The 20,524-nt window shown below is 69.3% G+C and carries 20 protein-coding genes; 15 read left to right on the top strand and 5 right to left on the bottom strand.

The genetic code is table 11. The annotated features are described in order from the left end of the window. Positions 1–4 precede the first annotated feature (4 nt). From C1H66_RS14900 to C1H66_RS14890, 3 genes are all read right to left on the bottom strand, one after another. Positions 5–1,960 carry a M1 family metallopeptidase gene (locus C1H66_RS14900; protein ID WP_102628666.1) on the bottom strand — a complete coding sequence of 652 codons (1,956 nt, stop codon included), beginning with the start codon at positions 1,958–1,960 and terminating at the stop codon, positions 5–7. Next, complete coding sequence (locus C1H66_RS14895) at positions 1,957–3,099, bottom strand: ChaN family lipoprotein (protein WP_102628665.1); 1,143 nt, start codon at positions 3,097–3,099, stop codon at positions 1,957–1,959. The genes C1H66_RS14900 and C1H66_RS14895 overlap by 4 nt, the downstream gene beginning before the upstream one ends. 112 nt (positions 3,100–3,211) lie before the next feature. Beyond that, positions 3,212–3,682 (bottom strand): aminoacyl-tRNA deacylase, encoded by a 471-nt coding sequence (locus C1H66_RS14890; RefSeq protein ID WP_102628664.1) that lies wholly within the window; start codon positions 3,680–3,682, stop codon positions 3,212–3,214. A 178-nt stretch (positions 3,683–3,860) separates the two neighbouring features. On the opposite strand from C1H66_RS14890, the gene C1H66_RS14885 reads away from it, so the two are divergent. The 12 genes from C1H66_RS14885 to C1H66_RS14830 all read left to right on the top strand — a co-directional run bounded on the left by C1H66_RS14885 (position 3,861) and on the right by C1H66_RS14830 (position 15,325). Next, complete coding sequence (locus C1H66_RS14885) at positions 3,861–4,226, top strand: hypothetical protein (RefSeq protein WP_102628663.1); 366 nt, start codon at positions 3,861–3,863, stop codon at positions 4,224–4,226. Between the two features lie 23 nt (positions 4,227–4,249). Then, positions 4,250–5,371: an acyltransferase family protein gene (locus C1H66_RS14880; RefSeq protein WP_240618344.1), complete on the top strand. Its 1,122-nt coding sequence runs from the start codon at positions 4,250–4,252 to the stop codon at positions 5,369–5,371. Then, positions 5,371–6,420 carry a serine hydrolase gene (locus tag C1H66_RS14875; RefSeq protein ID WP_102628661.1) on the top strand — a complete coding sequence of 350 codons (1,050 nt, stop codon included), beginning with the start codon at positions 5,371–5,373 and terminating at the stop codon, positions 6,418–6,420. The genes C1H66_RS14880 and C1H66_RS14875 overlap by 1 nt, the downstream gene beginning before the upstream one ends. 209 nt (positions 6,421–6,629) lie before the next feature. After that, entirely contained in the window at positions 6,630–7,706 is a 1,077-nt protein-coding gene (locus C1H66_RS14870; protein ID WP_102628660.1) for a TRAP transporter substrate-binding protein, read from the top strand. A 69-nt stretch (positions 7,707–7,775) separates the two neighbouring features. Further along, on the top strand, positions 7,776–8,366 hold the full coding sequence (locus C1H66_RS14865; protein WP_102628659.1) for a TRAP transporter small permease: 591 nt from the start codon (positions 7,776–7,778) through the stop codon (positions 8,364–8,366). A gap of 3 nt (positions 8,367–8,369) precedes the next feature. Further along, complete coding sequence (locus C1H66_RS14860) at positions 8,370–9,653, top strand: TRAP transporter large permease (RefSeq protein WP_102628658.1); 1,284 nt, start codon at positions 8,370–8,372, stop codon at positions 9,651–9,653. 27 nt (positions 9,654–9,680) lie between these two features. Then, complete coding sequence (locus tag C1H66_RS14855; protein WP_240618343.1) at positions 9,681–10,193, top strand: gluconokinase; 513 nt, start codon at positions 9,681–9,683, stop codon at positions 10,191–10,193. A gap of 83 nt (positions 10,194–10,276) precedes the next feature. Then, positions 10,277–11,272: a gluconate operon transcriptional repressor GntR gene (gntR, locus tag C1H66_RS14850; RefSeq protein ID WP_102628657.1), complete on the top strand. Its 996-nt coding sequence runs from the start codon at positions 10,277–10,279 to the stop codon at positions 11,270–11,272. Positions 11,273–11,422: 150 nt separating this feature from the next. Beyond that, the gene (locus tag C1H66_RS14845; protein WP_102628656.1) at positions 11,423–12,391 is read left to right on the top strand and encodes a metal ABC transporter solute-binding protein, Zn/Mn family; all 969 of its coding nucleotides are present in this window, start codon (positions 11,423–11,425) and stop codon (positions 12,389–12,391) included. Beyond that, positions 12,388–13,194 (top strand): metal ABC transporter ATP-binding protein, encoded by an 807-nt coding sequence (locus C1H66_RS14840; RefSeq protein WP_102628655.1) that lies wholly within the window; start codon positions 12,388–12,390, stop codon positions 13,192–13,194. Before C1H66_RS14845 ends, C1H66_RS14840 begins: the two co-directional genes overlap by 4 nt. Beyond that, positions 13,194–14,405, top strand: coding sequence for a metal ABC transporter permease (locus C1H66_RS14835; protein ID WP_102628654.1), 1,212 nt, complete (start codon positions 13,194–13,196; stop codon positions 14,403–14,405). Before C1H66_RS14840 ends, C1H66_RS14835 begins: the two co-directional genes overlap by 1 nt. Next, a complete protein-coding gene (locus C1H66_RS14830; RefSeq protein WP_102628653.1) occupies positions 14,402–15,325 on the top strand; it encodes a metal ABC transporter permease in 924 nt (307 codons plus the stop codon). Before C1H66_RS14835 ends, C1H66_RS14830 begins: the two co-directional genes overlap by 4 nt. A gap of 133 nt (positions 15,326–15,458) precedes the next feature. On the opposite strand, the gene C1H66_RS14825 is transcribed toward C1H66_RS14830, so the two are convergent. Continuing rightward, on the bottom strand, positions 15,459–16,853 hold the full coding sequence (locus C1H66_RS14825) for an aminotransferase-like domain-containing protein (RefSeq protein WP_102628652.1): 1,395 nt from the start codon (positions 16,851–16,853) through the stop codon (positions 15,459–15,461). A gap of 98 nt (positions 16,854–16,951) precedes the next feature. Between C1H66_RS14825 and C1H66_RS14820 the strand changes: the two genes are divergently transcribed. Beyond that, complete coding sequence (locus C1H66_RS14820) at positions 16,952–17,554, top strand: LysE family translocator (RefSeq protein ID WP_102628651.1); 603 nt, start codon at positions 16,952–16,954, stop codon at positions 17,552–17,554. A 29-nt stretch (positions 17,555–17,583) separates the two neighbouring features. On the opposite strand, the gene C1H66_RS14815 is transcribed toward C1H66_RS14820, so the two are convergent. Further along, positions 17,584–17,991, bottom strand: a complete 408-nt coding sequence (locus C1H66_RS14815; protein ID WP_102628650.1) for a RidA family protein — start codon at positions 17,989–17,991, stop codon at positions 17,584–17,586. A 102-nt stretch (positions 17,992–18,093) separates the two neighbouring features. Here C1H66_RS14815 and C1H66_RS14810 point away from each other — a divergent pair, with 102 nt between their 5' ends. Together C1H66_RS14810 and C1H66_RS14805 are read left to right on the top strand one after the other, a co-directional pair. Further along, a complete protein-coding gene (locus tag C1H66_RS14810) occupies positions 18,094–18,564 on the top strand; it encodes an AAC(3)-I family aminoglycoside N-acetyltransferase (RefSeq protein ID WP_170064161.1) in 471 nt (156 codons plus the stop codon). A 247-nt stretch (positions 18,565–18,811) separates the two neighbouring features. Then, on the top strand, positions 18,812–20,473 hold the full coding sequence (locus C1H66_RS14805) for a methyl-accepting chemotaxis protein (RefSeq protein ID WP_102628648.1): 1,662 nt from the start codon (positions 18,812–18,814) through the stop codon (positions 20,471–20,473). Positions 20,474–20,524 lie beyond the last annotated feature (51 nt).

Here is a 20,524-nt window from a genome sequence, read left to right as displayed (position 1 = left end):
TCGCTCAGGGCGTGAGCTCCACTCGCAGCGCCGTGGTGTCGGCCTCCCAGTGTCCGGCGTCCAGGGTGTTGCCCTCGGCGTCCTGCACCAGATAGCTGCGGTGGCCGTGATGACGCAGGGCACGGCTCAGCCGCTCGAGGCCCGGGGCGTCGTCGGCGCTGAGCAGTCCGATCCGGGTGCCCGGCAGCGTCCACAGGCGGGCGTGACCGGCCCGCGCCAGGGAACGCGGCGGGGCCGGCAACTCGCGTTCCACCAGCCAGTCGGCCACCGCCGCCGTGGTGCCGATGACCAGCAGCGGGGCATCGCCGTGGCGATCGCCCGTGAACGCCTCCGCCTCGCGGCCCAGTACCCGCCGGCCCAGGGGGGCGAGGGCGTCGTCCAGCGCCAGCAGCCGGGTCGTCGGGTCCAGGATCAGGGCGCGCAGGATGGCGGGAGGCTCGCTCAGGCGGCGCAACAGATGGTGGTCGGGGTCCACCGCCAGGGCCGTCGGCGGGCGATCGCTGTCGAGCGAGAAGGTCGCGGCGTGACCGTGGAGCCGGAGCGTGGTCTGGATCGGCTCGCCCGCGGTCTCGAGCGTCACCGGCACCTCGAGCGGCCAGGGGGCATGCGCGCCACGCTGGGTCAGCTCTCCGCCGACTCGGAAGCCGGCCCCGCTCGCTTCCAGCGTCACGTCATCCAGCGCCAGCTCCGGTCGCCCCGGGCGGGTCAGCCAGGCGCCGAAGAAGTCCGTCAGGTCGTCGTCGGCGGCCGCCTCGAACGCCGCCTGGAGGTCCTGCCAGGCGGCGGTGCGGAACATCCTGTCGTCGGCGAGGCGGCGTAGCCCCGCAGTGAAGGCGTCGTCGCCGATCCGGCGGCGCAGCATGTGGAAGACCATGGCGCCGTGCTGGTAGCCGATCAGCCGCCCCACCGGATCCGGGCCGCCGCGAAAGCTCGCCAGGGGGCGCTCCTCGGCTGCCGGCAGGGCCGCGAGGTCGGCGAGCCAGCGCCGCCGGGTCTCGCGCGCCTCGCCGCGCGCCTCGTCCAGGGCGTAGTCGGCCAGGTAGGTGGTCAGCGCCTCGGACCAGTTGCCGCTGGCGTGGTCGACGCCCACTCCGGCACCCCACCAGGCGTGCATCAGTTCGTGGGCCAGCGAGGTGTGGGGAATGAAGGGCAGCGGGATGACCCGCTCGCCGAGCAGGGTGAAACCGGGGAAGGCGAGCCCCACCGGCTCGGGGAAGGCGGCCAGGGTGAAGCTGTCGAACGGGTAGGGGCCGAGGCGTTGCTGGAACATCGCCAGGTAGCGGGCCGTGTGCGCCAGGTAGGTGTCGGCGAAACGCTCGTCGAGGGCGGCGGGAAAGAGGGTGCGCAGCCGAATGCCGTCGGCCTCGCGCTCCCGCGGCTGCCAGGGGCCGACGGCGACTTCGATGTCACGGGTGCGAGGGTGCGTGTAGCGCGAGGTCATGCCGTCGCCGCTCGCGTGCTCCTCGACCAGCGAGCCGGTGCCTACCGCACGCTGGCCGTCGGGCAGGTGGATCGTCAGCGCGAGCGGCCTTGGCGGGGGATCGTCGACGCGCGGATACCAGCCGCCGCGGGTCGGCAGCAGGCTGCCCGCCGGCGACACGCGCAGCGGGGTATCGGCCAAGCGCGCCGGCAGGGTGCCGCGCCAGTGGACCGTCACGGCCCCGGCCTCCGGGGGAGAGGCCTCCTCGGGCGAGGGCGGCAGCCGATAGTGCCCCGGAGCCAGTCGAACCGGGGCGACGGGGCGGCCGCCGCGCTCCACCCGCGTCACTTCGAGGCCGTCGAGCAGGTGGAACTCGTCGCCCGAACGCAGCGTCAGCCGCATTTCGCCGCGTAGCTCGCGGCTGGCCGGATCCAGCCACAGCGCCAGCGTGCGGGCCGGCTCGCCGGCGGTGGCACCGCCCCAGGCCAGCAGCAGGGCGAGGGCGATGCACCCGGCGCGGGGGCGTGGCGTCGGGGTCAAGGCGAGGAGGCCGGGAGGCGGGCGAGGAGCTCCCGTACCCGGCCGTCACGCCGGATCTCCAGCGGCAGCAGGGTGCCCGGCACCATGCGCTGCATCAGCCCGGTGAGGTCCCCGGGGGTGACCATGGGGCGGTCGGCGGCCCGCACGATGATGTCACCCTCCTGCAGGCCGGCCTCGGCGGCCACGGAGTCCGGGCCGACGCCATGGATCGCTACGCCGTCGGCGTGGGCGCCGATCAGCACGCCCAGGCGCAGCGCCTCGGGCGGTTCATGGGCCGATTCGTCCCCCAGCAGGTAGTAGGCGTCGGCCAGGCCCGGCTCGGGGGCGCGACAGCCGTCATCCGGCGTCACCGGCAGCAGGGTGCGATGGTCATCCACGCCCAGGTCGTCGAGCTGGTGCGGCACGCCATGACCATGGGTGAGGTGACCCTGGCCGATCAGGCCCACCACCAGGGTACCGTCGTCGGCGCTCTCGGCCAGGGCGGTGGCCATGGCCCGGTCCCAGACCTGCTGGGCGTCGATGAAGCGGGCCAGGTCGTCGCCACCGGGGTGCCGATCATGGATCTCGGCGAGGGACTCGCGGTAGGCCTCGGACGCCGCCGCCGGTGGCGTGATGCCGAAGCGCTGGCCCTCGGGCACGGCGCTCCAGCCCTCTTCCACCAGCCGCCGGCGAAGCTCGGGGCCGACGTTGAGGGCCAGCAGCGGGATCCGCTGCATGCGCGCGAAATGCAGGATGGGGAAGTAGAGCGCCGGATCGAAGCCCCAGGTCTCGTGCCACCGGCTGGCCTCGAGGAAGCCGGCCTCATCGAGCTCGCCGGCCACCCAGGCGTCCAGGGCCGGCTGGGCCTCGCGGGGCAGCATCTCCAGCCCGATCACCAGGCGTGGCCGGTGGGCGTGGAGGCCGGCCAGGGTATGCAGCTGCCAGCGATGATGTGCCAGGCGGTCGTGCCGTTCGCCGAGCAGCACCACCTGGCGCTCGGCCAGCTCGGCCATCAGGGCGTCCGGGGCAACGGGGGCGCCGCCGTCCAGGTACCACTGGCCGGTGGCGAGGCACTCGTCGGCGGTCGCCGGCGGTGCGAGCCAGGCCAGGGCGATGGCGAAGCACGGGGCGAGGCGTCGGGCGCGGTCGAGGCGCGGCATGTCATCTCCAGGCGGCAGGCGACGGTCGTTCGAGCTTACCCCAGGCGAAAAGAGGCCGCGATCGGGGCGATCACGGCCAGGGTAGAGAAAGCGGGGCCGCCCGGGGCTCGGGTCAGTGCCGCCGGCTGATCTGTCCGTGCGGGATCTCGGCCATCAGGCGATCGAACTCGCTGCCGCTCATGTGGACCAGGGTCTCGTGGTCGCCGGCCTCGAAATAGATGTCCGGCTGATGACGCAGCATGTCGTCGAGATAGACCTGCAGGCCGTAGGCCTGGCCTACCGGGGTGGTGGCTCCCGGATCACAGTCGTTGAAGCGGCTCATGATCTCGTCTTCCGAGGCGAGGTCGACCCTCTCGTTGAACAGCTGCGAGAGCTTGTCGAGATCCGCATCGCAGTCGCTCGGCACCACCGCGACATGGTAGCCGGAATCACCGTGCAGCATCACCGCCTTGGCCAGCTGGCTACCGGCGACATGGGCCTGCTGGGCGATGCGGCTGGTCGTCACTTCCCGCGGGTGAGTGACCTCCTCGAAGTCGATATCACAGGCCCGGAGGTACTCGCGTATCGTCATCGGCATGGCCATGACATTTTCTCCTTCGGCCGCGAGGGCCGAAAACGACGGAATTGAAGGTGCCTCCTTTCGCGTCGAACTCCACATCCCAAGCATAGTCCCGTTGGACCGCAGTGGCATCGGGGCCAGCCGGCCATACTCGTGTCGGCCCTCAGGCGCTATCATCGGCCGGTAAAGGGGGGAGATTGCCATGCATTCAGTGAGACGACGACCATTCGCCTGGTCCCGGTGGGGGCTCGCCGCCGCCAGCCTGGCGCTCGCGGCCTGTGGCGACAACGACCGGCTCGTCGAGGTGCCGCTGCCGGTGCTGGCGACGAATCCCGAGGCCCACGACGGTCGCCGGGTGGTGACCGAGGGCGTCGTTCGCCACTTCGAGGATCCGCTGCATTACTGGATCGAGGACGAGGACCTGCATCGGGTCGAGATCTTTCCCCACGAAGAGATCGCGCCCCATCTGGGCGAGGCGGTGCGGGTGGAGGGGCGCTTCCGCTTCTCGACCAGCGAGGGGCGGCGGCTCACGCTGGAGAGCGTCGAGCCGTTGGTCAGCGGCGAGTGATCGGACAGCCAGGGAGGCGGCGCATGCAGGGAAGAGCGGTCATGGTTCGGCTGGGGGCGCCGCCGCTGCTGCCGGCGGGGCAGGGGCGCATCGAGGCGATCGACCTGGCCCGCGGCGTGGCCATCGCGCTGATGATCCTCAGCCATGCGGTCAGCGGGCTGCTGGGCATCCGCCAGGTGCCCGACTGGGGGATGGTGCCGATCCATCTGCTCACCAAGTTCTCCTCGTCGCTGTTCATCACGGTGTTCGGCATCGCCCTGGCGGTGGCCTTCCTGCCGAAGACCGATGCCCCGGACTGGCCGCGCCGGCGCCTCAAGCTGATGCTGCGCGGCCTCGAGGTGCTGTTCTGGTACAAGGCGCTCACCGTCGTCGAGATGCTGCCGCTCTACTCGGCGCAGGATATCCTCGACACCCTGCTCTACCAGCGCTTCCCGATCTGGGTCGAGATCCTCGGTTTCTATGCCATCGCGCTGCTGTGGCTGCCCTGGGTCCTGCCGCTGTGGCGGCGACTGCCGCTCTGGGCGCGCTTGGTGGGCCCGCTGGCGATCGCCTTGCTGTCGGGCTGGCTGGAGCGCCACTTCGACTTCTGGGGCATCGAGCCGCTCAAGGCGATCCTCGTCGAGGACGCGGACCACTACGCCTGGGGCCAGCTCTCGCGGCTGCCGCTGGTGATGGTCGGGCTGCTGATCGGTGAGGCGGTGCTGTGCTGCTACTGGCAACCAGCGGCGCGCCGCCGGCTGGTGCTGGGGCTGGTGGGGGTCGGGGCGGCGCTGCTGCTGGGGTTCGTGGCGGTGTCGCTGCCCGGGCTCGGCGAGGCGCTGGTGGCGGTGGCCTGGAATGTCGGCAAGCACCCGCCGGAGCTCGCCTTCATGCTGTTCAGCCTCGGCGGCGCCCTGGTGATCCTGGCGCTCTGCCTGCTCGCTGGCGAGCGCGGCGCCGCCTGGCTGCGGCCGATCACCACCATCGGCTCCGATGCGCTCATGGCCTTCATCTTCCATATCGTGGTGATCTTCCTGATCCTGCGCTTCCTGTTCGAGGCCTGGCAGGTCTACGCCTATCCGCAGGTGCTGGGCATCGGCCTGGCGCTGATCCTGGCCACCGCGGGCTGGATCGCCCTGATTGGCTGGATCCGGGAGCGACGCTGATGCGTGCGCTGGTCCTGGGGCTCGCCCTGCTGGTGCTGCCGCTCCCGGCGATGGCCGAGCCCGCCTGGTCCGCGCGGCTCGAGGCGAAGCTGGCCGCCCTCGAGGCCGGGTTCGACGGCGAGCTGGGGGTCGTCGTGCGGCCGCTGGGCAGCGACGAGCGCTTCGGCTGGCGGGCCGACGAGTCCTGGTACCTGGCGTCGCTGATCAAGGTGCCGGTGGCCATCGAACTGATGGCGCGGGTCGAAGCGGGAGAGGCGGCACTGGACGAGCGGCTGGTGCTGCACGAGAGCGATTATGTCGACGGTGCCGGGCCCACCAACTGGGCGCCCCCCGGCGCCGAGCTGACGCTGCACCAACTGCTCGTGGCGATGCTCACCGTCAGCGACAACACCGCCAGCGACATGCTGATCCGCCGTCTCGGCCTCGAGGCGGTCAATCGGCGTGCCCAGGCGTTGGCGCCGGGCGGGGAGTCCCTGGGACCGATCACCTCCCTGGTGGACGTGCGCCGACACGTCTATGGCGGGCTGCACCCGCGGGCCGTCTCGCTCTCCGGGCTCGACTTCATCGAGCTGCGAAAGCGCCCCAGCGACGCCGCCCGGCTCGACTGGCTGGCCCGGCGCCTCGAGGTTCCGCACGAGGCGCTGCGATGGCGCTCCCTGGATGATGCCTTCGCGGCCTACTACGCCACCGATCTCAACAGCGGTCGGCTCGATGCCTTCGCCGAGCTGCTCGCCGCACTGGGCGAGGGCAGGGCGCTGGGACCGGCGGCCACCGCCCGCCTGCTGTCGGTGATGGAGCGGACCACCAGCGGCGAGCGGCGTCTCAAGGCGGGTCTCGGCCCTGGCGTGCGCTTCGCCCACAAGACCGGTACCCAGCACCGGCGCAGTTGCGATGCCGGTATCGCGACCCTGGCAGACGGTGCCGGGAGCCACCGGGTGGCGATCGTCGCCTGTGCCCGGGGCGAACTCAACCTGGCCCGCAACGAGCAAGTGCTGGCCGCGGTGGGGCGGGCGATTCGTGAGGTCGGGCCGCTGGCTGCCAGCTTTTAGCCTAAGGTATAAGTCGTCGAGGCGGCATTGTCGTTGACAGTCGCCGGCCCCGCGCCTAGTCTCCTTCATGAGTGTTACCGGTAACATGGCGACATGACACATGGAAAGGTGCCTGGCGCCATCCTGCCGGCCCGACGCTCTATGCCGAGCGAGACGCTCGCAGCAGCGTACGACCCAACAACCTACAAACAGCCTTGGAGGCACACGCCATGACAGCCATCTGGCGCAGCACGCTCACCCTGGCCGGCGCGGCCACCCTGACCCTGGGCATCGCCCAGGCCCAGACGCCCGACCTCTCCGATCCGCCCGCCATCGAGGGCGATGTCGTGGCCGACCACGGCAGTCATACCATCCGCATGGGTATCGGTCTGGCCGAGACCTCGCCACAGTATCTCTCCAGCCAGTATTTCGCCGATATCCTCGAACAGCGCACCGACGGCCGCATCACCGTCAACATCTTCCCCAACAGCCAACTGGGCGACGACGTGCAGATGATGGAGATGCTCCAGACCGGCACCCTGGACATGACCTATCCCTCCACGTCACCGGCCACCACCTACGTGCCGGAACTGGCGGTCTTCGACCTGCCGTTCCTGCTGCCGACCCGCGAGGCGGCCATCGCGGTGATGCAGAGCGACGTCGCCCAGTCGATGCTCGACGCCTTCGACGGCTCCGGCATCAAGGCGCTGACCTTCTCCGAGAATGGCTATCGCCAGCTCTCCAACAGTGCCCGCCCGGTCGAGTCGCCGGAAGACGTCGCCGGCCTCGACGTGCGCGGTCTGACCGTGCGCACCATGGAGAACCCGGTGCACCTCTCGATCTGGGAGACCCTGGGGGCCAACCCCACGCCGATGGCCTTCGGCGAGCTGTTCTCGGCCATGGAGCAGGGCGTGGTCGATGGTCAGGAGAACCCCTGGAGCACCATCCTCACCTCCAACTTCCATGAGGTGCAGGACTACGGCTCCGAGACCCGCCACGTCTACACGCCCTTCATCCTGATGATGTCCGAGCGCACCTGGGAGCGCCTCGATCCTGAATACCAGGAGCTGGTGCAGGAAGCCGCCCGTCAGTCGGCGGAGTACGAGATCCAGCTGGCCACCGAATACGACGACTGGTCGCGCGACCAGCTCGAGGAGCGCGGCATGCAGATCACCCGCCTCGACGACGAGCAGATCGCCGCCTTCCAGGAAGCGGTTCAACCCGTCTACGACGAGTGGGGGCCGCGCATCGGCGAAGACCTGATCGCCGAGATCCAGGCCATCGTCGCCGAGACCACCAACGACTGATCCCCTCCTTTCCACTGACGGGGCAGCGGCAGGGGGCATCGACCCCTTGCCCTGTCGCAGGAGCGCTGCATGTCAACGTCCACACCCCCGCCCGTCGACCCCGGCGTGTTTTTCGACGATCCCAACCGCGAGCCCCTCGAACTCGACATCGAGGCGCGCAAGGGGCCGGCGATCTTCCGCTGGCTGACGGTGATCATGGAGCAACTGATCGCCGTCATCCTGGTCGCGCTGATCGTCTCGGTGTCGGCCAACGTCATCGGCCGCTCGTTGCTCAACCGCTCGCTGCCCTGGGCCGACGAGCTGGCGCGCATGCTGTTCATCTGGCTGATCTTCCTCGGGGCCGCGGCGGCCTTCGCCCGCTTCGAGCACATCGCCGTGGACTTCCTGGTGCGCAAGCTCCAGCCGCGCGGGGCCCATCTGCTCTACATGCTCCAGAACCTGATCATCACCGTGCTGATGGGCATCATCGTCTGGGGCGGCTATCTGGTGATGTCCCGTTCCACCGGGCGTACCGCCATCCTCGGCGTACCCTGGAACCTGATCAATGTCTCGCTGGTGCTGTGCGCCGGTTTCATCGCCGCCGTGGCACTGTGGCGTGCCTGGCAGTGCGTGCGGTTGATCCGCGATCCGTCATCACCCGCACGACGCGGAGGGCACTGAGTCATGCTGTGGATTTTCCTGGGTATCCTGTTTGCCTCCATCGCCATCGGCCTGCCGATCGCCTTCGGTCTCGGCGTCGCGGCGGTGGTCATGGCGGTCATGTCCGATATTCCGCTGTCGATCCTGATCGAACAGTCGATCCGCGGGGTCAACAACTTCCCGCTGCTGGCGATTCCGTTCTTCATCCTGGTCGGTGAGGTGATGAGCGCCGGCGGCATCGCCCGGCGGTTGATGGATCTCGCCGGGGCGCTGGTCGGTTTCGTGCGTGGTGGCCTGGGCCAGGTGGCGATCACCGGCTCGATGTTCTTCGGCGGCATCAGCGGCTCGGCGGTGGCCGACACCGCCGCCACCGGGGCGATGATGATCCCCTCGATGAAGCAGCAGGGCTATTCCGCCCCCCATGCCACCGCCATCAACACGGTGTCGTCGGTGATCGGCATCATCATCCCGCCGTCGATCCCGCTGATCCTGTTCGGTATCGTCACCGAGACCTCGATCAGCCGGCTGTTCATCGCCGGCATCGTGCCGGGGCTCTTGATCGGTTTCGGGCTGATGGTCACGACCTTCATCATGGCCAGCATCGAACACGCCGGGCAGACCCGGAAGTTCCGCCTCGACCTGCTGTGGCAGGCCTTCAAGGCCGCCTGGCTGGCCCTGGTGCTGCCGGTGATCGTGATCGGCGGCATCATCGGCGGGGTCTTCACCGCCACCGAGGCGGCGGTGGCGGCGCTGCTCTACTCGCTGGTCATCTCGCTGCTGGTCTACCGCGAGTTCGCGCTGCGCGAGCTCTGGGGCATGCTGATCCGCACCGCACGCCTGACCGGCATGGTGCTGCTGTTGCTGGCCTTCGCCACCGTGATCGCCTGGTTCCTGACCATCAACATGGTGCCCCAGACCCTGGTGCGCCAGGTGCAGGCGATCACCCAGGAGCCGTTCTGGCTGCTGATGATCGTCGCCGGCCTGCTGCTGCTGGTGGGCTTCGTGATGGACCTGACCCCGGCGATGGTGATCATGGCCCCGATGCTGACCCCGATCGTTACCTCGGTGGGCGTCGATCCGGCCTACTTCGGCGTGCTGATGGCCTTCATCCTCGGGATCGGCCTGCTGACGCCGCCGGTGGGCACCTGCCTCTATGTCGGCTGCGGGGTCGGCAAGGTCTCGATGGAGTCGCTGGTCAAGGCGATGCTCCCCTACTACGCGGCGCTGCTGGTGGTGCTGGTGGTGCTGATCGCCTTCCCGGGCATCGTCACCTGGCTGCCCGACTTCACCGCAGTCCGTGGCAACTGAGTACGGCAACTGACGACTGGAGGTCATGTGAAGGCTGCCACCTATCGTATTCTGGTGATGGGCGTATCGGGCTCGGGCAAGTCTCACGTCGGCCGCCTGCTGGCCAGGCGGCTGGGCGTCGATTTCATCGATGGCGACGACCACCACTCACCGGCCAGCGTCGACAAGATGGCCAACGGCATCCCCCTGGACGACGCGGATCGCGGCGAGTGGCTCGAGACCCTGGCGGGCTTCTTCGCCGACTACCGGCGCCGCGAGGCGTCGGTGGTGATCGCCTGCTCGGCACTGAAGCGTCGCTACCGGGACACCCTGCGCGGGGGCGACGACGGTCTCGCCATCCTGTTTCTCGAGGGCGATCGTGAACGGCTTCGCCAGCGGCTCGGGGGCAGGAAAGAGCACTTCTTCAGGGGCGACGCCATGCTCGACAGCCAGCTCGGCGACCTCGAGCCCCCCGGCCGCGACGAAGCCGTCGTCGTGGATATCAACCAGCCGCCGGAGCAGATCGTCGACGCCTTCCTGCTGGCCCTGAAGGAGCGCTGACGCCGGCCCGTGAATCGTCGCGGAAAGTTGGCTATGGTGGTCGGCTTTCCAGACGCTTCTCCATCGATGGGGCACCGCATGCCGTGAAGAAGAAACGACCGACCCTCCAGGACATCGCCGATCAGGTCGGCGCAACGAAGATGACCGTCAGCCGCTGCCTGCGCAACCCCGAGTCGGTGTCCGAGGGGTTGCGGGAGCGCATCTTCGCCGCGGCCGAGGAGGTCGGCTATATCCCCAACCGGGCGCCGGACCTGTTGTCCAAGGCCACCAGCCGCTCGATCGGCGTGCTGGTGCCCTCCCTGACCAACCAGGTGTTCGCCGACGTCATCGTCGGCATCGAGGCGGTGACCGAGCCGGCCGGCTACCACCTGATGCTCACCCACTACGGCTACAGCGAGGAGCTGGAGGAGCGCAGCCTGGCCTCGCTGCTCTCGTACAACGTCGACGGGATGATCCTCTCCGACAGCCGCCACTCGCCGCGCAGCTGCCGCATGCTGGAGACGGCGGGCATTCCCTGCGTGGAGATCATGGATACCCACCTGCCACCGATTCACCAGGCGGTCGGCTTCGACAACGTGGCCGCCGCCCGCGACATGGTCGCCGAGATGATCCGCCGCGGCCGCCGCCATATCCTCTACCTGGCGGTGCGCCTCGACGAACGCACCCGTCAGCGTGAACTCGGCTATCGACAGGCCATGGAGGCCCACGGACTGGTCCCCTTGACCCTGCAGCGGACCCAGCGCTCGTCCTACAGCGTGGGGGCCGCGCTGATGGCGGAGATCCTCGCCGAGCACCCCGAGACCGACGGCATCTTCTGCACCAACGATGACGTGGCCGTGGGGGCCTACTTCGAATGCCTGCGCCGTGGCGTCTCGGTGCCCGGCCGGCTGGCGATCGCCGGCTTCCACGGCCACGACGTGGGGCAGGTGATGTCACAACGGCTGGCCAGCGTGGTCACCCCGCGCGAGGCGATCGGCGAGCGCGCCGCCCACGAGCTGCTCGCCCGCATCCGCGGCGGGGCAGCGGATGCGCGTGTCATCGACCTGGGGTATCGCATCGAGATCGGCGATACAATCTAGTCTCCCGTCGATATGCGTTCCGGCTATGAGTCCGCTAGCCTATCGCCATTAGCAAGTGGCGCCCAACACGGTAGGCTATGGGGGATATGCCGTGGCGACCCACACCAGCAGGGTCGGCCGGGCTGCCCGTCCCATACAAGGAGTGCCCAAATGTCGTTTGCTCGTCGCCTCGTGTCGCTGCTGGTCCTGACGGCGTTGTTCTGCGTGCCAGCGGTGGCGAAGTCCGACCGCCTGCAACTGGTGGCGACGACGGGGATGATCGCCGACGTCCTGCGCCAGGTCGGTGGCGAGCAGGTCGAGGTGCGTGGCCTGATGGGGGAGGGGGTCGACCCCCACCTCTATCGCCAGACGCGCAGCGATGTCACTGCCATGACGCGGGCCGAGGCGGTGTTCTGGAACGGGCTCTATCTGGAGGCGCAACTGGAGGAGTTTCTCGGTCGCCTGGGGCAGCGCAAGCCGGTGTTCGCCGTGGGCGAGGCGGTGCCGGTGGAGGAGCGCCTGGCCGATGAGGAGTACCCCGACCAGTCCGATCCCCACGTATGGATGGACCCCGGCCGCTGGCGGCACGTGGTGCTGGCCATCCGCGATGCGCTGAGCGAGCTCGCCCCCGAGCACGCCGAGGCCTTCGCCCAGCGTGCCGACGACTACCTGGAGGAGCTCGAGGCGCTGGACGCCTATGCCCGCGAAGTGCTCACCAGCGTGCCGGAGGAGGCCCGGGTGCTGGTGACGGCCCACGACGCCTTCGGCTATTTCGGCGATGCCTACGGTTTCGAGGTGCTGGGTATCCAGGGCTTCTCCACCGAGAGCGAGGCCGGCCTGGCGCGGATCGAGTCGATGGTCAACGTGCTGGTGGAGCGGGAGATCGGCGCCATCTTCGTCGAGTCCTCGGTGTCGGACCGCAACATCCGTGCGCTGATCGAGGGGGCCGCGGCCAAGGGGCATGAGGTGCGCATCGGCGGCGAGCTGTTCTCCGACGCCATGGGGGGCCGCGGTACCTACGAGGGGACCTGGCTCGGCATGATCGACCACAATGTCAGCCTGATCGCCCATTCGCTGGGCGGTGAGGTACCCGAGGGCGGGCGTCAGGGGCGTCTCGCCGCGACCGGGGAGGCACCATGAACCGTGCCGCATGGGTCAGCGAGGAAGTCGCCGCCAGCCCCCTGGCGGTCCAGGGCCTGACCGTCAGCTATGACCACCGCCCGGTGGTCTACTCGGTGGATTTCGTCACGCCGCCGGGCAGCATGACGGCCATCGTCGGGCCCAACGGTGCCGGCAAGTCGACCCTGCTCAAGGCGGCGATGGGCATCACCCGCCGACTGACCGGCGACGTGCGCGTCTTCGGCCGGCCCATCGAGGAGATGTCGCGGCACATCGCCTACGTGCCGCAGCGCAACAGCATCGACTGGGACTTCCCCGCCACGGTGATCGACGTGGTCGCCATGGGGCTGTTCCGCAACCTGCGCTGGTGGCAGTTCACCCGTCGGCGCCACCGCGAACAGGCCATGGAGAGCCTGGCCCGGGTCGGCATGGAGGCCTTCGCCGAGCGGCAGATCGGCCAGCTCTCCGGTGGCCAGCAGCAGCGGGTGTTCCTGGCCCGGGCGCTGACCCAGGAGGCCGAGCTGACCATCCTCGACGAACCCTTCGCCGGCGTGGACGCGGCCACCGAGAAGGCCATCGTCGAGGTGCTCAAGCGGCTGCGCGAGGAGGGCAGGACCCTGCTCTGCGTGCACCACGACCTCGCCACGGTGCGCGACTACTTCGACCATGTGCTGCTGCTCAATGTGCGTCGTATCGCCGCGGGGCCCGTCGAGGAGGTGTTCACCGAGCGTAACCTCCAGGCGACCTACGGCGGTCGCCTGAGTACCGTCCAGCTGACGCGACTGGTCGGCGATCCGGTCGCCGCGGCCCAACGGAGCGAATGATGGAGACCTGGTGGCGCGCCCTGACCTTCACGCTGGGCTACAACACCAGCCTGGTGACCATCGGCAGCATGCTGCTCGGCGCCGCCGGTGGCATGATCGGCAGCTTCGTGCTGCTGCGCAAGCGCTCGCTGGTCAGCGATGCGATCAGCCACGCGACCCTGCCGGGGCTCGCCCTGGCGTTCATTCTCGCCGGCCTGTGGCAGGGCGACGGCCGCTGGCTGCCGGGGCTGCTGCTCGGCGCCGCCCTGAGCGCCGCCGTGGGGCTCTGGGCGGTGCAGACGATCAGCGCGCGGACCCGACTCGGCGAGGATGCCGCCATCGGCGCGGTGCTCTCGTCGTTCTTCGCCTTCGGGGTGGTGTTGATCACCGTCATCCAGTCGATGCAGGTGACCGGGCAGGCGGGGCTGACCGGCTACCTGGTCGGCGCCACCGCCGGCATGCTCGCCTCCGAGGCGCAGCTGATCGCGCTCTGTGCGCTGGGCCTGCTGCTGGCGATCTTCGTGCTGCGCCGCGATTTCCTGCTGGTCTGCTTCGACGCGGAGTTCGCCCGGACCCAGGGGGTGAGCACCGGGCGGGTCGACCTGCTGATGCTGCTGCTGCTGATGGCGGTGGTGGTGATCGGGCTCAAGGTCACCGGGCTGATCCTGATCGTGGCACTGGCCATCATCCCGCCGGTCACCGCACGCTTCTGGACCGACCGGCCATTGCGCATGGTGGCCCTGGCCGCCCTGCTGGGCGCGGCGGCCGGGTATCTCGGCGTGACGCTCTCCAGCGTCCAGGAGGGCTTGCCTACCGGGCCGCTGGTCGTGCTGGCCTCCTTCTCGCTGTTCATGGCCTCCTTCCTGTTCTCGCCGTGGCGTGGGGTGCTCGCCACCCTGCTGGCCTACCAGCGCTTCCGCCGCCGGGTCCACCTGCGCCAGGGGCTGCTCGCGCTGGCCCGGGAGGAGCCGATCTTCGACAACCTGACCCTGAAGTTGCTGCGACGCCAGGGGTATATCCGACGCGACGGTGTGGCGACACTGCCGGGGCAAGCCGCCGCCCGCGACGCCGAGCACGAGGAGCGCCTCTGGTCGCTCTATCGCGAGCGCCATCCGGATGACGCCCTGCAGCAGGAGCACTCCGGGCTCACCCCCATCGCCAGGGTGCTCTCGCCGGATGCGATCATGGCGCTGGAGGCCCAGCTTCCACCGCGGCCGGAGGGCGGGCGATGAGCGATTTCATGATGTTCAGCCTGGTGCCGCTGACGGTGGCGGTGATCATCGGCATGACCTGCGCGCTGCTCGGCAACTTCCTGGTGCTGCGCCGCCAGAGCCTGATCGGCGACGCCATCAGCCATGTGGCGCTGCCCGGCATCGTGGTCAGCTTCCTGCTCACCGGCATGCTCTCCTCCGCGGCGATGATGCTGGGTGCCGGGGTGTCGGCGCTGATCACGGTGGCGATGATCGAGCTGATCCGGCGGCTCGGCCGGGTGGAGATCAGCGCGGCCATGGGCGTGACCTTCACCAGTCTGTTCGCCGTGGGCGTGCTGCTGCTGGAGTGGCACCAGGCCGGCGGGGTGCACCTGGACGTGGAGCACGCCCTCTACGGCAACCTGGAGAGCCTGATCTGGTTCGACGGCACCGGGCCGGCCGCGTTGTTCGACCCCGTGGCCCTGGCGGACCTGCCGCCGCAACTGGCCCGGGTCGCCTGGGTGGGCCTGCTGGTGGTGATCTTCGTGGCGGTGTTCCGCCGTCACCTGGTGCTCGGCAGCTTCGATCCCGACTTTGCCGCCAGCGTCAGGGCGCATCCCGTGCTGGTCGACCTGCTGCTGGTGACCATGGTGGCGGTGGCGGCCATCGCCGCCTTCGAGGCGGTGGGCTCGATCATCGTCATCGCCATGTTCATCTGTCCGGCCGCCGCGGCGCGGCTGATGACCGACCGGCTCGTCGCCCAGATCGCCTGGAGCCAGCTCTTCGCCGTGATCTCGGCGGTGCTTGGCTACCTGCTGGCGGGGCACGGTCCCGGGTGGTTGGGCTTCGATGCCTCGGTGAGCGCCGCCGGCACCATCGCTACCCTGGCCGGGCTGATCCTGCTGCTGGCCTGCCTGTGGGGGCCGCGCCGGCACCGCACCGGTGTCACGGCATCACCCTGATGGGGGGGCTCGGCCGCGATCGCCGCCGGTGATCGCCGCCACGCTGTCGTCACGGCCGCCGTCTCCGCCCAGTGCCGCCAACCAACGTACAGCCTGCCGATTTGCTGAACATGTCGCTGGGGCTCCTTCGAGGTCAGAGGGTACGCCAGGGCCTTGGTGGCGGCTCGTGCAGGGCCTCGGCGACGATCCCCAGCGCCCTGTCCAGGGCCTCGCGGGAGGCGGCGGCACTGAGGCAGAGGCGCAGCGCCTGGGGGGCCGGTTCGCTGCCCACGCAGAAGGGCTCGGCGCTGTTCAGGCGCACCCCGCGCTGCTCGAGCACCTCCAGCAGCGCGGCGCTGCGCAGCTCGCCCGTCAACGGCAGCCAGAGGTTGGCGCCGTGGTCGCGCCCCCGCGGCGAGAAGGCGGCGAGTCGCTCATGGGCGAGCCGCTGACGCGCACCGAGTTCCTCGGTCTGCCAGGCCAGCAGCCGCTCGCCCTCGTCGCTGGCCGCCCAGCGGCAGGCCGCCTCCACCATCAGCGGCGGCACCATCCAGCTCTGGGCGCGCAGGGCGGTGCACAGCCGGTCCTGCAGCGGCGCCGGCACCGTGAGGGTACCGATGCGCATACCGCCGGCGAGCACCTTGGAGGTGCTGAAGATGAACAGGGTGCGTTCCGGTGCCAGCCGGTGGAGCGGCGTGCCCCGTTCGACCTCGGGCAGATATTGGACGCCGTCCTCGAGGATCCAGAAGTCGTGCCGTCGGGCCAGCGTCGCCAGGCGTTCGCGCGATTCCTCTCCGAGCGCTATCCCGGTGGGGTTGTTCTGGTCGGGGGTGACGTAGACCAGGCGAGGAGGCTGCTGGGCGCAGAGCCTGGCGAGGGCGTCGAGGTCCATGCCGGCCTCGGTGAGGGGGACCCCGAGCACCTTGAGGTGCGCCTGGCGGGCCGCGCCGATCAGCCCGGGGTAGGTGAGGGCATCGGCGGCGATGCGCTCGCCCGGGCGGGTCAGCGCCTGGAGCGTCAGGCTGATGCCATGCTGGCCGCCCTGGGTCACCAGCAGGTCCCGTGGATCCGTCGCCATGCCCAGGCGAGCCAACCAGGCGGCCAGCTGCTCGCGATGGGCCGGCACGCCACGCTCGGACTGGTACTCCACCGCACGTTGTAACAGCGCGGCATCGGCGGCGATGCCGCGCAGCGCCCGGCCCAGGGCGTCGGCCCGCAGCGGGTGGGGCGGCGGCAGGCTCAGGCTGAGGTCGATCATGCCGTCCTCGACCCGGCGGTCGGCCATGAAGGCGACCCTGCCGGGCGCCGTGTCATCCCGCACATAGGTGCCGCTGCCGACCCGGGCCTCGACCCAACCCTGGCGCTCGGCCTCGGCGTAGCCGCGGGTCACGGTGCCGACGGTCACCCCCAGCGCATCGGCGAGGCGACGCTGGGGCGGCAGGCGCTCGCCGGGGGCGAGGTCGCCGGCGAGCACGGCAGCGGCGATGGCCTCGGCGATGCCACGGTAGCGGGGCCCCCGATCGGTCAGGTGGGGTGTCCAGATTGTCATGGTGACAATAAAACCTTTGACGCCGAAATTGCACCCATTATGCTGAGAAAAGTCCGCAATTCCAATCGATTCAATCAATATTGTATGGGTGCAATGACATGGAAGCCTTGCCATTCCTCGGGCCGGCGGCCCTCTACATGATCTCGATGACCATCACCCCCGGCCCCAACAACGTGATGCTCACCGCCTCGGGTGCCAACTACGGCTTCCTGCGTACCCTGCCGCATATCTTCGGCATCCTCGGCGGCTGCTTCCTGCTCTTCGCCGGCATCGCCCTGGGCCTGGGGCTGGTCTTCGAGCGCTATCCGCTGGTGCAGACGGGGCTGCGCCTGGTCGGCAGCGCCTACCTGCTCTACCTGGCCTGGCGTATCGCCACCGCGCCGCCACCCGACCTGCGGCAGCGGGGCGAGGGGCGACCACTGAGCTTCTGGCAGGCGGCGGCCTTCCAGTTCGCCAACCCCAAGGCCTGGGTGATGGGGCTGGCGCTGATGGCGGGCTTTCTGCCCGAGGGCGGCGACACCGTGGTGAATGCGCTGCTGCTGGCCGGCTTCGCCGAACTGGTGGGATTGCCGTGTATCGCCCTGTGGGCGGGCTTCGGTACCGCTATCGGTCGCTGGCTCGACGGCCCGCGCGCCTGGCGAATCTTCAACGGTGTGATGGGCGGACTCACCGCCGCCTGCGTCTACTTCATCCTCGGCTGAAGGCGGCCACCCGGCGCGCTCGGGCGACCTCAGGACGTGGCGTCACCGGACTCGCCGGGCCGCCTGGCCATCAGGGTGATCTCGACATGAGCGCCGCCGTAGAGGCGCGGCGACTGGGTGCAGGTGCGGGCGGGATAGCGGTGGTCCTCGAAGAACTCGGCATAGACGGCATCCATCATGCGGATCTCGTCGAGGTCGGTGATATGCACGTCGACCCGCACCGCATCCTCCAGGCTGCAGCCCGCCGACGCGAGCATGCGCTGGATACGCCGCATCACCAGCCGCGTCTCCTCGCGGATGTCGCCGAGCACCGTCTCGCCGCCCTGAATATCCTCCGCGGTCAGGCCGGAGAGAAAGACATAATCGTCATCGATCACCAAATGACTGCCCGGGAAGAGCGGCGCGGGCAGGGTGGGGTCGTTGCGATGGTTCGGCATGTAGGCCCCCTCCGTGCGTCGGGATTCACCGTCACTATAGTCGCTCGGGTGCTTGTCCCCCTGCGGCTATACTGGGCAGGTATCGAGCAGGGGGGACATATGATGTCGTCTTCCGAAACGTTTCGTATCCATACGCTCACCGCTGACGACCCGGCCATGATGGAGGCCCTGTTGACGACTTTCGGCGAGGTCTTCGACGAGGTGGAGACCTACGGCCGTGCCCGGCCCAGCGCGGCCTACCTCCGACGGCTGCTCGGCGGTGATCACTTCATCGCGCTCGCCGCGCTGAAGGGCGGCGAGGTGGTGGGCGGGCTCGCCGCCTATGTGTTGCACAAGTTCGAACAGGAGCGCAGCGAGATCTACATCTACGACCTCGCCGTCGCGGCGGCGCACCGGCGACAGGGCATCGCCACGGCCCTGATCCTGACGCTGAAAGAGCTCGCCGCCGCCCGCGGCGCCTACGTCGTCTTCGTGCAGGCGGACCACGGCGACGCCCCGGCCATCGCCCTCTATGCGAAGCTCGGCGAGCGCGAGGACGTGCTGCATTTCGATATCGCCGTCACGCCTGAATAGCCGGCCGCGCCGCTTACATGAGGTCCTCGCCGCGCCGGCAGGGCCGTTCAGTCGGGAATCTTGGCCTCGACCAGCCCGGCCAGGAGCGTCAGCTATTCCTGTCAGCGAGGGGGGAAATCGACACGCCGCGGGGCCCAGGTGGTCCCGATGCCGACCCTTGCGCTCAACTTCTTGGGCGACGTGCCGATGGGGTTAGCAGAGTAGCCATTCCAGGGGACTCTCATTCTCATCGCATGGGGGCGGTTCAATGAGACATCTATCCATCAAGTGGAGCCTGACGGCGGCTCTGGCGGTGCTGGTCGTGATGATCGGCTTGATCAGCGGGCTGGGGTTCTACTCCAATGCCGCCGGCAAGACAGCCTTGCACGACATCGCCGAAACCAACGTCAAGCTGTCCAACCTGGCCAACCGGATCCAGGTGAACGCGCTGCGGGCACAGACGTTCCTGGATCGTTTCGCCAGCCACAGCGCCCAGGGCGACCCCGATAAAGGACGTGAGAATCAGCAGATGGCGGTGGCGGCCGTGGAAGCTGCACAGCAGCGCTTCATCGAGTTCCAACGGGTGACCATCGACCCGACGGATGCCCGGGCTTCCTATGTCGAGGCCATTGGCGAGGCGTACGAGGCGTTCGTCACGGAGGGCCTGGAGCCGCTGCTCGATGCCATGCCATTCCAGGTGCAGCGTAGCCAGGACCGCTTGGCCGAGCTGGGGGCGGGGCTCGACGATGCCATGGAGGCGTTCATCACCTATAGCGAACACCGGGGGGACGCCGCCATCGAGCGGGTGACCGCCCTGGAGCGCAGCGTGGCGGCGATTGCCGTCACCCTGGTGGTGGTGGCCCTGGCGGCCGCGTTCGCGATTCGCCTGGCGATGATACGCGTGGTGGTTTCCCCGCTGCGACAGGCGATCGGGCACTTCGAGCGTATCGCCGATGGTGACCTCACGGCGCGTATCGAGGATCGCGGCAGAAACGAGATCGGCCAGCTCTACAACGCGCTCGGGCGCATGCAGGAGAAGCTCCAGACGTTGGTGGTCTCGCTGCGCAGCAGTAGCGACGGCGTGTTCATCGGCGCCGGTGAGATCGCCTCGGGCAGCCAGGATCTCTCGGCGCGCACCGAACAGCAGGCCTCCGCCCTGCAGGAAACCGCCTCCAGCATGGAGGAGATGGCCGCCACCGTCAGCCGGAACACCGACACGGCCGTCGAGGCCGACCGGCTTTCCGCGTCGGCGTCGCAGACCGCCGAGGCCGGCGGGCAGGAGGTCGAGCGGACCGTCACGCTGATGCGCGAGATCGCCGACAGCGCACGCCGCATCAACGACATCATCGGTGTCATCGACTCCATCGCCTTCCAGACCAACATCCTGGCGCTGAATGCCTCGGTCGAGGCCGCCCGGGCGGGGGAGCAGGGCCGCGGCTTCGCCGTGGTGGCAAGCGAAGTGCGCTCACTGGCCAGTCGCAGTGCAGCGTCGGCCAAGGAGATCCGCACCCTGATCGAGGCGACCACGAGCCAGATCGCCAGTGGTGCCGAGCAGGCCGAGCGCAGTGGTGGGACGATCCGCGAAACCGTCGATTCGATTCGCCGGGTCAGCTCCCTGATGGGGGAGATCTCCACCGCCACGCGAGAGCAGAACGGCGGCATCGAACAGATCAATACCGCGCTGACCGAGATGGACTCGGTGACCCAGCAGAACGCCTCCCTGGTCCAGCAGACCAGTGCCGCTGCCGCCTCGCTGGAGGAGCAGGCCAAGCGCCTGGCCGACCTGATCGCCACCTTCCGGGTCGGTGGCGAGGCAGCAGAGGCGGATCCGGTGCCCGCGCGGCTCGCCCATCGGGCACCCGCGGCCCTGGCTCCTGGCGCCGGCCGGCCGCATGACAAGGTGGCCGCGGAGGAGTGGGGCGAGTTCTAAGCTTTGTCTGAAAAGTCGGCGAGCGCAGGCAGTTTTCAGACAACGCGTAGC

The sequence above is a fragment of the Halomonas heilongjiangensis genome (genome assembly GCF_002879645.1).
GTDB classification, from domain to species: domain Bacteria; phylum Pseudomonadota; class Gammaproteobacteria; order Pseudomonadales; family Halomonadaceae; genus Halomonas; species Halomonas heilongjiangensis.
Note: the sequence above shows the minus strand (reverse complement) of the source record. Positions and strands in the feature narration are given on the sequence as shown.

Bases quoted from the DNA above. Each gene is read 5' to 3' on its own strand.
- C1H66_RS14840 (WP_102628655.1), top strand. From the start codon at position 12,388: ATGAACCGTGCCGCATGGGTCAGCGAGGAAGTCGCCGCCAGCCCCCTG.
- C1H66_RS14865 (WP_102628659.1), top strand. From the start codon at position 7,776: ATGTCAACGTCCACACCCCCGCCCGTCGACCCCGGCGTGTTTTTCGAC.
- C1H66_RS14890 (WP_102628664.1), bottom strand. From the start codon at position 3,682: ATGGCCATGCCGATGACGATACGCGAGTACCTCCGGGCCTGTGATATC.
- C1H66_RS14870 (WP_102628660.1), top strand. From the start codon at position 6,630: ATGACAGCCATCTGGCGCAGCACGCTCACCCTGGCCGGCGCGGCCACC.
- C1H66_RS14885 (WP_102628663.1), top strand. From the start codon at position 3,861: ATGCATTCAGTGAGACGACGACCATTCGCCTGGTCCCGGTGGGGGCTC.
- C1H66_RS14810 (WP_170064161.1), top strand. From the start codon at position 18,094: ATGTCGTCTTCCGAAACGTTTCGTATCCATACGCTCACCGCTGACGAC.
- C1H66_RS14845 (WP_102628656.1), top strand. From the start codon at position 11,423: ATGTCGTTTGCTCGTCGCCTCGTGTCGCTGCTGGTCCTGACGGCGTTG.
- C1H66_RS14820 (WP_102628651.1), top strand. From the start codon at position 16,952: ATGGAAGCCTTGCCATTCCTCGGGCCGGCGGCCCTCTACATGATCTCG.
- C1H66_RS14805 (WP_102628648.1), top strand. From the start codon at position 18,812: ATGAGACATCTATCCATCAAGTGGAGCCTGACGGCGGCTCTGGCGGTG.
- C1H66_RS14880 (WP_240618344.1), top strand. From the start codon at position 4,250: ATGCAGGGAAGAGCGGTCATGGTTCGGCTGGGGGCGCCGCCGCTGCTG.
- C1H66_RS14860 (WP_102628658.1), top strand. From the start codon at position 8,370: ATGCTGTGGATTTTCCTGGGTATCCTGTTTGCCTCCATCGCCATCGGC.
- C1H66_RS14815 (WP_102628650.1), bottom strand. From the start codon at position 17,991: ATGCCGAACCATCGCAACGACCCCACCCTGCCCGCGCCGCTCTTCCCG.
- C1H66_RS14875 (WP_102628661.1), top strand. From the start codon at position 5,371: ATGCGTGCGCTGGTCCTGGGGCTCGCCCTGCTGGTGCTGCCGCTCCCG.
- C1H66_RS14895 (WP_102628665.1), bottom strand. From the start codon at position 3,099: ATGCCGCGCCTCGACCGCGCCCGACGCCTCGCCCCGTGCTTCGCCATC.
- C1H66_RS14835 (WP_102628654.1), top strand. From the start codon at position 13,194: ATGGAGACCTGGTGGCGCGCCCTGACCTTCACGCTGGGCTACAACACC.
- C1H66_RS14825 (WP_102628652.1), bottom strand. From the start codon at position 16,853: ATGACAATCTGGACACCCCACCTGACCGATCGGGGGCCCCGCTACCGT.
- C1H66_RS14830 (WP_102628653.1), top strand. From the start codon at position 14,402: ATGAGCGATTTCATGATGTTCAGCCTGGTGCCGCTGACGGTGGCGGTG.